This window comes from Nesterenkonia sp. F, assembly GCF_000220985.1.
Taxonomy (GTDB): Bacteria; Actinomycetota; Actinomycetes; order Actinomycetales; family Micrococcaceae; genus Nesterenkonia.
In genome coordinates this window covers 1-11,806 of record NZ_AFRW01000070.1, presented here as the reverse complement: position 1 = coordinate 11,806, position 11,806 = coordinate 1, and the positions used below count along the sequence as shown (strand labels likewise).

Sequence of the window (11,806 nt, the reverse complement as noted above, 5' to 3'; positions counted from 1 at the left end):
CGTCGACGACCCCGTCGGCGGCGTCGTCGGACGTCTCGGGCACGAGGCGCCGCGCCGCGGGAGCCGTCGCGGGCGAGGCCGGCGAGGATTGCGGACTCATGTGCTGATCACCCCTCTCCGCCGCTGCACCAGCAGCAGCACCACGAACACGACCGAGCCGACCAGGCCGAGCACCAGGCCGACCGGGACCTCGAAGGGCGCGCGGACCGTGCGGCCCAGCAGATCGCAGGCGGTGACCACGCTGATGCCGGCCAGGCAGACCCAGGGCAGGTTCGAGCGCAGGTCGTCGCCGCGGATCATCGAGACCAGGTTCGGCACCACCAGTCCGAGGAAGGGCAGGGTGCCGACCACCGTGGCGGTCACTCCCGTCGCGACGGCGACCATCGCGGTGCCCAGCAGCACCACGGCGCCGTGGTTCAGCCCGACCGAGGTCGCCGTCTCCTTCCCCAGTCCGGCGACGGTGAACTGGTCGGCGACGAAGAAGATGAGCACGGCCACGACCAGCACGATCCAGAGGACCTCGTACTGGCCGCGGATCACCGAGGTGAAGGAGCCGGCGAACCAGATCCCCAGCGTCTGGAGCATGTCGGTCATCAGCGCCAGATAGGTGGAGATGGACCCGACGACGGCGCCGAGCATGAGACCGATGATCGGCACCACCAGCGAGGACCGCAGCGAGACCCGACGCAGGAAGAGGAAGAAGACCATGGTCCCGAGGAAGGCCATCGTCGTCGCGCCGAGCATCTTCACCGTCAGGCTGGCCTGCGGGGCGACGATCATCACCAGCAGCAGGCCGAGTCCGGCCCACTCGGTGGTGCCGGTGGTGGTGGGCTCGACGAAGCGGTTCTGCGTGAGCAGCTGCATGATCAGCCCGCACATCGCCATCGAGGCGCCGGCGAGGATCAGCCCGATCGTCCGCGGGATGCGGGTGATGCCGACCATCCAGAAGCCGTCGGCGCTGAAGGCGTCGTACTGGCCGACGGCCACGGAGAATCCCAGCAGCACCAGCGTGACGGCGACGCCGAGCAGGAACCACCGGCCGCCGAGCCGCCGCAGTCCGGTCGGCCGGGAGCCGGCCGGACGACGGGCGACGGCCCGCCCGGCGTCGTCGGCGTCGCGGGGAGCCGCGGCGACGGACGACGGCGGACGGGCCGTCTCGACGGAGGGCCGACTCACTGGTCGGACTCCTCCGACTCGTCAGCACCCTCGCCGGCGGACTCCAGCGCGTCGGCGAAGTCGGAGAAGAACTCCGTGTAGGCCTGGACGTCCTCGGTGGTGTAGAAGTTCGCCGGCAGGTGGACGATCTGGTCGTTCTCCACCGCCGGGACGTCCTGCAGCGCCTCGGACTCCTCGATGAGCTCGGCGGCCGGGGTGTAGTCGTCCTCGCCGGCGGCGATCTGCGCGTCGCGGTCGAGCACCAGCAGCCATTCCGGCTCCGCGGCGGCGATGGCCTCCACCGAGATGTCGTCGCCGTGGGACTCGTCCTCGCCCTCCTGCTCCAGAGCCGGCTCCAGTCCGAGGATGTCGAAGACCGGACCGATGGCGCGGCCGGTGGTCGGGGCGACGTAGGAGATGTCGCCGCCGGAGGTCAGCAGCCCCATCACCGACGACTCGCCGTCGTAGGCCTCCGTCGCGCGGTCGATCTGGGCTTGGAAGTCCTCGACGAGCCCGGCGGCGGCCTCCTCCTGGCCGAAGACGGTGCCCAGCGCCTCGACCTGACGGATCAGCTCCTGGTCGAAGGGCTCGCCGTCGCGCGGGTCGAACTCGAGCAGCGTGGCGTCCGGGGCGAGCTCGGCGAGGTCCTCGCGGTGCTGGGCGAAGCGCTGGCCGTTGATGATCAGGTCCGGCTGGGCGGCGACGACCTGCTCGAGGTCGGGCTCGCGGTGCAGCCCCATGTCGAGGATCGACTCGTCGTCCTTGTAGGACACCTCGTCGGCCATCAGCTGGCGCGGGGCCGCCGACAGCTCGACGCCGAACTCCTCCAGGACGCGGAAGGAGCGGTTGTCGGTGGCGATGACCGACTCGTAGTCCTGGTCGACCTCGTAGGTGCCGTGGTTGTCGGTGACCTCGACGGTCGTCGCCTCGGCGGCTGACGAGGATCCGGCGGATCCGGTCTCGGGGTCGTCGGCCGAGGCCTGGCCGGAGCAGGCGGTGAGAGCCAGCAGACCGACGGCGGCCGGGACGGCGCTGCGGGATGCGCGGGTGAAGTGCACGGGTCCTCCTGAGGAACGAGTGATGGGCGGATGCGTCGGGCGGAGACCTGCCGGAGCGGATCCGGCGCCGTCGACGTCGCCCCTGGGTGCGCCGACGACCTCGACGAGCTTAGCCTCACCTAACACCATAAGAGCATATTCATATGCACCTCCGGACGTCTCGAATATGACGCGACATTCCGCCCTGCCCCCTGAGCCTCGCCCCGCGCTAGGGTGGAACGCGATGACCGAGACCTCCCCGCTGGCCCCCGTGCTCACGCCCGAGGGGTGGGAGCTGCTGAACTCCCTGCCGGCCTACGACGACGCCGCCTCCATGGCGCTGAACCAGCGGCTGCGCGACGCCGGCCACGACGCCGGGCTGGTCGCCGCCGCGCTGACCCAGTCGCGGCTGCGCCGCGACGCCCGGGCCAAATTCGGGGGCTTCGCCGAGCGGATGCTGTTCACCGACGACGGCCTGCAGCAGTCCACCCGCCTGCCCGTCGCCGCCCGCCACGCCCGCCGCTTCCGCGAGGCCGGGGTCACCTCGGTGGCCGATCTGGGCTGCGGGCTGGGCGCCGACGCCATGGCCGCCGCGGCTCTGGGGCTGGACGTCGTCGGCGTCGAGGCCGACGAGACCACCGCCGCGGCGGCGACGATGAACCTCGCCGCCTTCCCCGAGGCTCGGGTGGAGCACACCGCCGCCGAGGACTTCGTCGCCGCCCATCAGCTGGCCGAGCCCGGCCGGGCCGCGGCCCTGGGCTGGGGGCTGTGGCTGGACCCGGCCCGCCGCGACGTCGACGCCGGACGCTCCGCCGGCGGCCGCACGAAGCGCCTCTGGAACCCCGAGACCTTCTCCCCGCCGCTGAGTCTGGTCACCGAGCTGGCCGCGACCGGCGTGCCGCTGGGCGTGAAGCTCGGCCCGGGCCTGCCGCACGAGCTCATCCCGTCCGACTGCGAGGCCGAATGGGTCAGCGTCGACGGTCAGGTCGTCGAAGTGGTGCTGTGGTTCAACGCGCTGGCCCGCCCCGGCGTGCGCCGCGCGGCGACAGTGCTGCGCACGGCAGGGGGCGACGCCGGGACGGACGAGGCGAGCCTCGCCGTCGAGGAGCTGACCAGCGGCGAGGACTTCGACGAGGCGCCGGAGCCCCGCGTCGCCGGCCGGGCGGGGCTGACCGGAATGCTCTGCGAGCCCGACGGTGCGGTGATCCGCGCCGGCCTGGTCGCCGACCTCGCCGATCAGCTGCGCGGAAGGATGCTGGACGAGCACATCGCCTATTTCTGCGTCGACGCCGAGGACGCGGAGGCCGCCGCCTCCACCGCGACCGTGCGGGCGCATCGCGTCGTCGAGGTGCTGGACTTCTCGGTCAAGCGGCTCAAGCGCTGGGTCGCCGAGCACGGCGTGGGTCGGCTGGAGATCAAGAAGCGCGGCGTCGACGTCGTGCCCGAGCAGCTGCGCACGCAGCTGCTGGGCGGGAAGAAGAAGCGCGACGGCGCGGCGGCCACGCTGGTGATCACCCGTCTCGGCGAGGACCGCGTCGTCGCCGTCGTCGACCCGCTCCCCCGCCGCTGAGGCCCCCGCCCGCGATGCCCCGCCGCTCGATGAGTCCGTGGAAAGCGCGGGAAAGCGCGCGTATTCCGCCCCGTTCCGCGGAGTCATCGCCGGGGACCCGCACGGAACCCCGCTCCATCTTGTGGCCCACCGCACCTGCACATATCCTGAACGCACATGCGACCGACAACACCTGCACCTGACACCGCGGCTCTGCGCCGACCGGCTCGCCGTCGCCCCGCGCGTGCCGCCGGCCCCGCCGTCCTCGGCACCCTGGCGCTCGCTCTGACCTCCTGCACGGACGCCCCGTCATCCCCGCAGAGCACGGAGGACCTGCTGGTGACCTTCGCCGCGGAGCAGCGGCCCGAGGATGCGCTGCCGACGGTCGCCGGGCAGCCCGACGACCGCAGGAGCGACGAGCTCGCCGGAGAGACCTCGCGCTTCCTCGGGGCGAGCGACCATGCGAAGTTCTGGGCGGTCCAGAACGACGACGGCGCGATCTGTCTGGTCATCGGCCTGCAGGACACCTCGACCGCCAGGACCTGCCTCGCACCGGCGGACTTCTCCCGTCGCGGCGTATGGCTCGGGCACAGCGGGCCGGAGGAGCGTGTCCTGGCGTTCCTCGTCCCGGACGCCATGGAGGTCGAGGAGGTGCCCGAGGGGATGACGGCGGTGACCCCCTGGCTCGTTGCCGGCGAGAGCACCGGAGACGCCGAGACCGTCCGCTTCACCGTCCCCGACGACATCGACAGCAGCCTCGCGCCGATCGAGATGCCGCTGGACTGATCCCGCCTCGCGCTCGGGCCCCGCCCCTCACGATGACTCCGTGGAAGGTGTGGGAAAGCGGCGGCATTCCCACGCGTCCCACGGAGTCATCGCCCGGAGGGAGCTGCGCAGTCAGCAGCCGCCGTCGCCGACGTCCAGCTCGCCGACCTCGGCCGGCAGGCGACCGGGAGCCTCGGCGCCGGCGAGCACCTCGACCAGCGCGGCGAAGGACTCCTCGGTCCGTCCGTAGAGGGCGATGCGGGTCTCGGCGTCGGAGTCCGCCAGCGCGGCGGGACGGTCCAGCGCGACGGCGACGTCGCCGCCCGCGGATCCCCGCGACCCGCCGAACAGCTGGACGGTCGTCCCCTGCCCTGTCGGAATCCCGGCGTCCCAGGCCGCTGCGGCCAGACGCGCCCGGTCCGTCGCGGTGCCGCCGAGGATCCGGATCCCCTGACCGGTGAGATCCTCCCCGCAGGTGCCGGAGACCAGTGTGGCCGACTCCTCGGCCAGCTCGCCCGCGACGTCCGCGGAATCGAGGGAATCAGCAGAGTCCGTGCCCGAGTGGTCGGAGCCGCCCGCGTCCTCCTCGGAGAGCACCTCCGGAGTCTCCACACCCGGCCCGGCGGCGAGCTCGCCGTCGGCCAGGTCCTGCCGCCAGAGCTGCAGCGCGACCACCCGCTCGGCCGCCTGCCTCAGTCGATCCTCCGACACCTCGCCGGAGTCCACGGCGTCGACGACCGCCGCATGGGCGGTGGCGACGTCCGAGGGCATCAGCAGCAGATCCGCCCCGGCCTGCAGCGCCAGCACCGGCGCGCGGGCGGGTCCGTAGCCGTCGACGATCGCGCCCATGTTCAGCGCGTCGGTGACGATCACCCCGTCGTGGCCCATGTCGCGGACCTCCTGGTAGGCGGCCGAGGACAATGACGTCGGCACGCCCTCCTCCAGGGCGGGCACGTCGAGGTGGCCCATCATCACCATCGGCACACCGGCCTCGATCCCGCGGGCGAAGGGCGTCCAGTCCCGCTGCCGCAGCTGCTCCAGGGAGGCGTCCTGCCGGGGCAGCGCCACATGCGAGTCCTCCGTCACCGACCCGTGCCCGGGGAAGTGCTTCAGCGATCCGGCCAGACCGCCCTCGGCCAGGCCGCGGGTCGCCGCCAGCGCCAGCTCGCCGGCCAGCTGCGGGTCCGTGCTGAACGACCGCGCTCCGATGGTCGGATCGGCCGGCCCGACGGTGACGTCGGCGATCGGCGCGAAGTCCATGGTGAAGCCCAGCTCGGCCAGATCCGCGGCCATCGCCCGGTGGCCGGCGACGGCGAGCTCGGTGCCGTCCGCCGGGCTCCCGCCGTCCCCGGACCCGTCGCCCGCGTCGCCTTCGAGCCCGTCGCCGGCGGCAGCGGCTCCATAGGCCATCGGCGTCGGCCATTCGGTCAGCGGCTCCCCGACCCGGGTGACCAGTCCGCCCTCCTGGTCGACGGCGACGATGCCGGGGACCTCGTCGTCGGTCGCGGCCCGCAGCCGCTCCAGCTGTCCGCTCAGCGCCTCGACGTCGACGCCGCCGTCGGCTCCGGTCGGCACGTTCGGCGGCATCACGATGGCCCCGGCCAGGTGCAGCCGCTCGATCTGCTCGGCCATCGTCGAGGCGTCGACGCCGTCGTACTGGCCGACGAGCACCTGCCCGGCCCGCTCCTCCGCGTTCATCCCGGAGACCAGCTCCTCGGCCTGCTCGCGGTGCTCCTCCGAGGGTCCGGCCAGCGCCTGGTCGCGCTCCTGCCCGGCCTCACGACGACGCTCCTCGCGGCGCTGCTCGGCGCTGAGCCCCTGGTCGGACCCGCCGTCTCCGGCCGTCGCGTCCGACGAGCCCGTCGGACCCGAGCCGCCGTCGTCGACCGCGCAGCCGGCCAGCAGCAGGGACATCGCCAGCCCGACGGCGGCCGCGCGGCGGCGCAGGAAGGTATGCGTCATGCCGACCACTGTAACGAGCCGAGCCCGGTCGCGGCGCCGTCGCCGGGGATCGCGGCGGGGCCGGTATCGTGAGAGCCTGCACACCCGCCGGCGCCGTCGCCGCACCGCTGCCGAACCCGCCGCACCGTCCGGTCCCCGACCTCGCCGACCCGCGGCCCGACCCGCCGAGGAGCTGCCCGTGGACCTGCCCTTCGCCCCGTCCGAGCGCTCGACCCTGGGCCTGGAGTGGGAACTGGCCCTCGTCGACCGCGAGACCGGGGATCTGCGCTCGGTGGCCGACCACGTCCTCACCGCCTGCCACGACGACATGCCGAGCCTGGGGCCGGAGGACGACCACCCCTACGTGAAGCGCGAGCTGCTGACCAACACCGTCGAGGTCATCACCGACGTCTGCGACACCGTCGACGAGGGCATCTCCTCGCTGCGCGAGACGGCCCGGGGCGTCCAGCGGCACTGCGACCCGCTCGGCGTCGAGCTCTACTCGCAGGGCTCGCACCCCTTCGCCCCGCCGCGCGAGCAGCCGGTCACCGACAAGGAGCGCTACGCCGAGCTGATCCGCCGCACCCAGTGGTGGGGCCGGCAGATGGTCATCTACGGCGTCCACGTGCACGTCGGGCTGACCGACCGCCGCCAGGCGATGCCCGCCGTCGACGGGCTGCTGAACTATTACCCGCATTTCCAGGCGCTCTCGGCCTCCTCGCCGTACTGGTCCGGCGAGGACACCGGCTACGCCTCGCAGCGGGCGCTGATGTTCCAGCAGCTGCCCACCGCCGGGCTGCCCTTCCAGTTCGACGAGTGGTCGGGCTTCGAGCGCTGCGTCGAGGACATGACCCACACCGGGGTGATCGACGACGTCTCCGAGGTCCGCTGGGACATCCGGCCGGTGCCGCGGCTGGGGACGGTCGAGATGCGCGTCTGCGACGGACTGGCCACGCTGGAGCACATCGCCGGCGTCGCCGCGCTCACCCAGTGCCTGGTCCACTCCATCGTCCGCGACGTCGAGCAGGGCCGGACGGTCCCGACGATGCCCCCCTGGCACACGCAGGAGAACAAGTGGCGGGCGGCCCGCTACGGCCTCGACGCGATCATCATCCTCAATGCCGCAGGCGATGAGGAGCTGGTCACCGACCATCTGATGCGCGAGCTGAACCGGCTGGAACCGGTGGCCGCGCAGCTCGGCTGCGCCGACGAGCTCGGCTTGGTCGAGCAGATGATGCGCGACGGCGCCGGGTACCAGCGCCAGCGCGAGGTCGCCGCGGCCCACGCCGGCGATCTGCACCCGGTGGTGGTGGACTCGGCGGCGCTGACCCGGGCCTCGATCGAGGGGACGCTGCGCCGCCGCCCCGACGGCGCGCTGGGGCTCTGAGCCTCGGGCGGCGTCCCTCAGCCGACCAGCAGCACCCCGCCCAGGGCGACGACGGCGACGAGCAGCGTCGACAGCCCCGCGAGGATCAGCGGCCGCGGTCCCACGGCGGCCAGCGCGCGCAGCCGCACCCCGCAGCCCAGGGCGAACATCGCCGCGGCGAGCAGCAGCGTCTGCGCCGCCGCGGCGACGTCGAGAACTGCCTCCGGCGGCGGGGCGAGGGACCGCAGCACGACCGCCGCCAGGAATCCGAGGACGAAGGGCGGCACGATCGGCGGGCGTCGCCCCTCGGACGGGGCGGCCCCGCGGCGGCGCAGATGCAGGCCGAGCACGGCGACGACCGGCGCGAGCATCAGCACCCGGGCGAGCTTGGCCACCACGGCCGTCTCCGGCGCATCGCCGCCGAGCACCGCCCCGACGGCGACCACGTGGGCGACCTCGTGGACCGCGGCGCCTGCCCACAGCCCGGCGTCGGCGGCGTCGAGCCCGACCTGCGCGGCCGCCAGCGGCAGCAGCGGGATCATCAGTGTGCCGCACAGCACCACCAGGGCCACAGCGGTGACCACGTCCTGGTCGCGCTCCCTCCGCGGGTCCGCCACCCCGGCGGCCGCCCCCACCGCCGCCGCGCCGCAGATCGAGAACCCGCAGGCGACCAGCAGGGTCAGCGTCGGCGGCAGCCGCAGCGCCCGGCCGATCAGCAGCGTCCCGAGGAGCCCGCAGACGACGACGGCGACCAGCACCGCCGACGTCCCCGTCCCCAGGGCGAGGACGTCGCCGAGGACGATCTGCAGGCCCAGCAGCACGATGCCGACGCGCAGCAGCGTCTGCGAGCAGAACGTCAGCCCCGGCCCGGCCGCCGCCGGCGGACCGGCGGTGTTGGCCAGGACCACGCCGGCGACCGATGGCGAGGATGAGCGGACTCACGCCCGGCAGCAGCGGGCCGCACGCGGCGGCGAGCACCGCGACGGCGCCGCCGAGGAGGATCCCCGGGATCCGGCCGCTCCTCGAGGTCCGGCCACTGCCGGTATCGGCGGCCCGGGGCGACGGCGCGGCAGTGGTCATGCTGAGCACTCTGCCAGCCGGCCGTGGTCTCCGGTAGACGGCCGATCGGCACCGGGGCATATGATCCTGATATGACCGACGACCTCCCCGATCTCCCCGCGCTCGCGCTGTTCGTCGCCGTCGTCGACGAGGGCAGCCTGGGAGCCGGGGCGCGTCGCCGCGGACTGCATCAGCCCAATGCCAGCCGGCTCATCGCCCGGTTGGAGTCCCAGGTCGGCGCGCGGCTGATCGACCGGCACCCGCACGGTGCGCGCCCCACCGAGACCGGTCTGCGCTGCGTCGCGCAGGCGCGCACGCTGCTCGACGCCGCCGAGACGTTCATGGACTGGCGGCGCACCATCGAGCAGCAGGGCGATGTGGCCGCGCTGCGCGTCGGCGCGAGCATGACCATCGCCGAGCATCTGATGCCCGCATGGCTGGCCGCGCTGCGCCGTCGCGCCCCACAGATCTCGGTGGACCCGAGCGTGCAGAACTCCGCGGCCGTGCTCGCGGGCGTGCGCGAGGGGAGGCTTCCGCTGGGGTTCGTCGAGACGCCGCACCTGCCCGGGGACCTGCACGCGCGCACCGTCCGCGACGACGAGCTGGTCCTGGTCATCGCCCCGGACCACCCGTGGGCCGAGCGCTCGGCCCCGGTGACGCTGGACAAGCTGGTCGCCACCCCGCTGGTCGTCCGCGAGGACGGCTCCGGCACCCGGGAGGCGCTGGAGGTGGTCGTCGGAGCACGCGGCATGACCGCCCCCGCCCAGATCCTGCGGAGCAACGCGGCCGTGCGCATCGCAGTGCGCTCGGGCGCCGGACCGGCGGTGCTCAGCGCCCTGGCGGTGCAGGACCAGCTGCGCTCCGGCGAGCTGCTCCGCGTGCCGCTGGCCGGTGCTCCGGTGCGGCGACCGCTGACCGCCGTCTGGAACGGACCGCGGCGCCCGGCCGGAGCCGCGGCCCGGCTCCTGGAGGTCGCCGAGGCCGGATGAGCGGCCCGAAGCCACCCGTGCCGGGCGGACGCGACGGCTCAGACGCTGATGCGCTCCACCGGCTGGGAGGAGTCCGCCCCGATGTCCAGCGCCGAGGGCGCCGCTCCGGCGGCGACCAGCTGCGCGCCCAGGGCGGCGACCATCGCCCCGTTGTCGGTGCACAGGCTCACCGGCGGGATGCGCAGCTCGATGCCGGCGGCCGCGCAGCGCTGCCCCAGCAGCTCGCGCAGCCGGCGGTTGGCGGCGACTCCCCCGCCGAGCAGCAGCGTGGTCAGGTCATGCTCGCGCGCCGCGCGGACGGCCTTGGCCGTCAGTACATCGACCACCGCCTCCTGGAAGCTCGCGGCGATGTCGGCGGTCGGCACCTCGCGGCCGGCGGCCTCGAACTGCTCCACCGCCCGGGCCACGGCGGTCTTCAGCCCGGAGAAGGACCAGTCGTGCCGGTGCTTCCCGGGCTCGGCGGCGGTGCCGACGAACTTCGGCATGGTCAGCGCCCGCGGGAAGCGGAAGGCCGTCGGATCGCCGTCGGCGGCCGCCCGGTCGATGGCCGGCCCGCCCGGGTATCCCAGGCCGAGCAGCCGGGCCACCTTGTCATAGGCCTCGCCGGCGGCGTCGTCGATCGTGGCGCCGAGCAGCTCGACGTCGTCGGTCAGCGAGCCCACCCGCAGGATCTCGGTGTGCCCGCCGGAGACCAGCAGCGCGCCGGTCCGCGGCGGCAGCGTCGAGGCGGCCTCGTCATGGCCGGCGCCGTCCCGGCCCTCCAGCAGCCCGACGCCGACGTGGGCGACCAGATGGTTGACCCCGTAGAGCGGCTTGTCGGCTGCCAGCGCCAGGCCCTTGGCCGCCGAGACGCCGACCATCAGCGCCCCGGCGAGCCCGGGCCCGGCGGTGACGGCGACGGCGTCGACGTCGTCGAGCTCCACCCCGGCGGTCTCCAGCGCCCGGCGCAGCGTGGGCAGGAAGGCCTCCAGATGGGCGCGGGCGGCGATCTCCGGGATGACCCCGCCGAAGCGCACATGCTCCTCCATCGAGGAGGAGACCGCGTTGGCCAGCAGCTCGGTCCCGCGGACGATGCCCACGCCGGTCTCGTCGCAGGAGGTCTCGATGCCGAGCACCAGCGGGGCCTCGGGTCCGCCGGCGGCGCCGGACGTCTCGTCGGTGGCAGCAGTGGTCATCTCAGCTCCTCAGCTCCTCAGCCTCGAGGCCGACGTCGGGGCGTCGAGATCGCGCAGCGGCTTCTGCATGATCAGCGCGTCCGCTCCGTCGGGGTAGTAGCGCGGACGGGTGTGGATGGCGGCGAAGCCCTCGCGCGCATAGAGCGCCTGGGCCCCGGGGTTGTCGGACCGGACTTCGAGCAGCACCTGGTCGGCGCGGCGCGCGGCGGCGGCGTCGACCAGCAGCCGCAGCAGCCGCGTGCCCAGCCCGCGGCCCTGGGCCTCTGGGGCCACTGCCAGAGTCTGCACATCGGCCAGCGGCAGCACGCACATCAGCCCGGCGTAGCCGATCACCGCGCCGTCGGCGGCGACGGCGACCCAGTACTGCCGAGTGCCGGAGGCGACCTCGGCGAGCTCCTCGCGGAAGAAGGACTCCGGCCAGGCGTCGTGCGGGAAGAGCCGCCGCTCCAGCGCCAGGACGGCGGCGACGTCGGCGTCGGTCATCGCGCGGACGGCCGGGGCGGCGTGCTCGTCGTCGGCGGCGCTCATGAGACCGCCTTCCGCGCCGCCGGCGCCACCGCGTCGGACTCGCGCAGGTACAGCGGCAGCGGATCGCGCAGCAGGGCGCCGGCGGCGGCCAGCTGGCCCAGCTCGGCGGCGTCGGCGGTCCAGCGGGCCGCCTCCTCGGGCAGGCCGGGCGCCGGCGTCAGGTCCTCGGGATAGAGCGAGACGCCGCGGCCGACGGCGGGCAGCTCGCCGAGGCCGCGGGCGGCCGGGTCGGAGGCCGGGCC

The 11,806-nt window shown here is 74.2% G+C and carries 10 protein-coding genes and 1 pseudogene; 4 read left to right on the top strand and 7 right to left on the bottom strand.

Translation table 11 applies throughout. The annotated features are described in order from the left end of the window. Window positions 1-96: 96 nt before the first annotated feature. A complete protein-coding gene (locus GU5_RS0105700) occupies window positions 97-1,176 on the bottom strand; it encodes an iron chelate uptake ABC transporter family permease subunit (protein ID WP_010524617.1) in 1,080 nt (359 codons plus the stop codon). After that, the gene (locus tag GU5_RS0105695) at window positions 1,173-2,213 is read right to left on the bottom strand and encodes a siderophore ABC transporter substrate-binding protein (protein WP_010524616.1); all 1,041 of its coding nucleotides are present in this window, start codon (window positions 2,211-2,213) and stop codon (window positions 1,173-1,175) included. The genes GU5_RS0105700 and GU5_RS0105695 overlap by 4 nt, the downstream gene beginning before the upstream one ends. A gap of 223 nt (window positions 2,214-2,436) precedes the next feature. Between GU5_RS0105695 and GU5_RS0105685 the strand changes: the two genes are divergently transcribed. Together GU5_RS0105685 and GU5_RS0105680 are read left to right on the top strand one after the other, a co-directional pair. Further along, window positions 2,437-3,762, top strand: coding sequence for a hypothetical protein (locus GU5_RS0105685; RefSeq protein WP_010524615.1), 1,326 nt, complete (start codon window positions 2,437-2,439; stop codon window positions 3,760-3,762). Between the two features lie 318 nt (window positions 3,763-4,080). Beyond that, window positions 4,081-4,527, top strand: coding sequence for a hypothetical protein (locus GU5_RS0105680; protein WP_010524614.1), 447 nt, complete (start codon window positions 4,081-4,083; stop codon window positions 4,525-4,527). 111 nt (window positions 4,528-4,638) lie between these two features. On the opposite strand, the gene GU5_RS14220 is transcribed toward GU5_RS0105680, so the two are convergent. Further along, window positions 4,639-6,468, bottom strand: coding sequence for a glycoside hydrolase family 3 N-terminal domain-containing protein (locus GU5_RS14220; RefSeq protein ID WP_010524613.1), 1,830 nt, complete (start codon window positions 6,466-6,468; stop codon window positions 4,639-4,641). 178 nt (window positions 6,469-6,646) lie between these two features. Between GU5_RS14220 and GU5_RS0105670 the strand changes: the two genes are divergently transcribed. After that, a complete protein-coding gene (locus GU5_RS0105670; RefSeq protein ID WP_010524612.1) occupies window positions 6,647-7,834 on the top strand; it encodes a glutamate--cysteine ligase in 1,188 nt (395 codons plus the stop codon). Between the two features lie 17 nt (window positions 7,835-7,851). Here GU5_RS0105670 and GU5_RS14215 read toward each other — a convergent pair whose 3' ends face one another. After that, window positions 7,852-8,721, bottom strand: a complete 870-nt coding sequence (locus GU5_RS14215) for a YeiH family protein (protein WP_010524611.1) — start codon at window positions 8,719-8,721, stop codon at window positions 7,852-7,854. Between the two features lie 243 nt (window positions 8,722-8,964). On the opposite strand from GU5_RS14215, the gene GU5_RS0105660 reads away from it, so the two are divergent. Further along, window positions 8,965-9,861, top strand: a complete 897-nt coding sequence (locus GU5_RS0105660) for a LysR family transcriptional regulator (protein ID WP_010524609.1) — start codon at window positions 8,965-8,967, stop codon at window positions 9,859-9,861. Between the two features lie 38 nt (window positions 9,862-9,899). On the opposite strand, the gene tsaD is transcribed toward GU5_RS0105660, so the two are convergent. The 3 genes and pseudogenes from tsaD to GU5_RS17565 form a co-directional block, all read right to left on the bottom strand. Further along, window positions 9,900-11,036 carry a tRNA (adenosine(37)-N6)-threonylcarbamoyltransferase complex transferase subunit TsaD gene (gene tsaD, locus GU5_RS0105655; RefSeq protein ID WP_010524608.1) on the bottom strand — a complete coding sequence of 379 codons (1,137 nt, stop codon included), beginning with the start codon at window positions 11,034-11,036 and terminating at the stop codon, window positions 9,900-9,902. Between the two features lie 9 nt (window positions 11,037-11,045). Next, window positions 11,046-11,564: a ribosomal protein S18-alanine N-acetyltransferase gene (gene rimI, locus GU5_RS0105650; protein WP_010524607.1), complete on the bottom strand. Its 519-nt coding sequence runs from the start codon at window positions 11,562-11,564 to the stop codon at window positions 11,046-11,048. Beyond that, window positions 11,561-11,806: pseudogene (locus tag GU5_RS17565) on the bottom strand (tRNA (adenosine(37)-N6)-threonylcarbamoyltransferase complex dimerization subunit type 1 TsaB); the annotation flags it as partial. The pseudogene GU5_RS17565 and the gene rimI, both read right to left, overlap by 4 nt.

Bases quoted from the DNA above. Each gene is read 5' to 3' on its own strand.
- GU5_RS0105685 (WP_010524615.1), top strand. From the start codon at position 2,437: ATGACCGAGACCTCCCCGCTGGCCCCCGTGCTCACGCCCGAGGGGTGG.
- GU5_RS14220 (WP_010524613.1), bottom strand. From the start codon at position 6,468: ATGACGCATACCTTCCTGCGCCGCCGCGCGGCCGCCGTCGGGCTGGCG.
- GU5_RS0105660 (WP_010524609.1), top strand. From the start codon at position 8,965: ATGACCGACGACCTCCCCGATCTCCCCGCGCTCGCGCTGTTCGTCGCC.
- tsaD (WP_010524608.1), bottom strand. From the start codon at position 11,036: ATGACCACTGCTGCCACCGACGAGACGTCCGGCGCCGCCGGCGGACCC.
- rimI (WP_010524607.1), bottom strand. From the start codon at position 11,564: ATGAGCGCCGCCGACGACGAGCACGCCGCCCCGGCCGTCCGCGCGATG.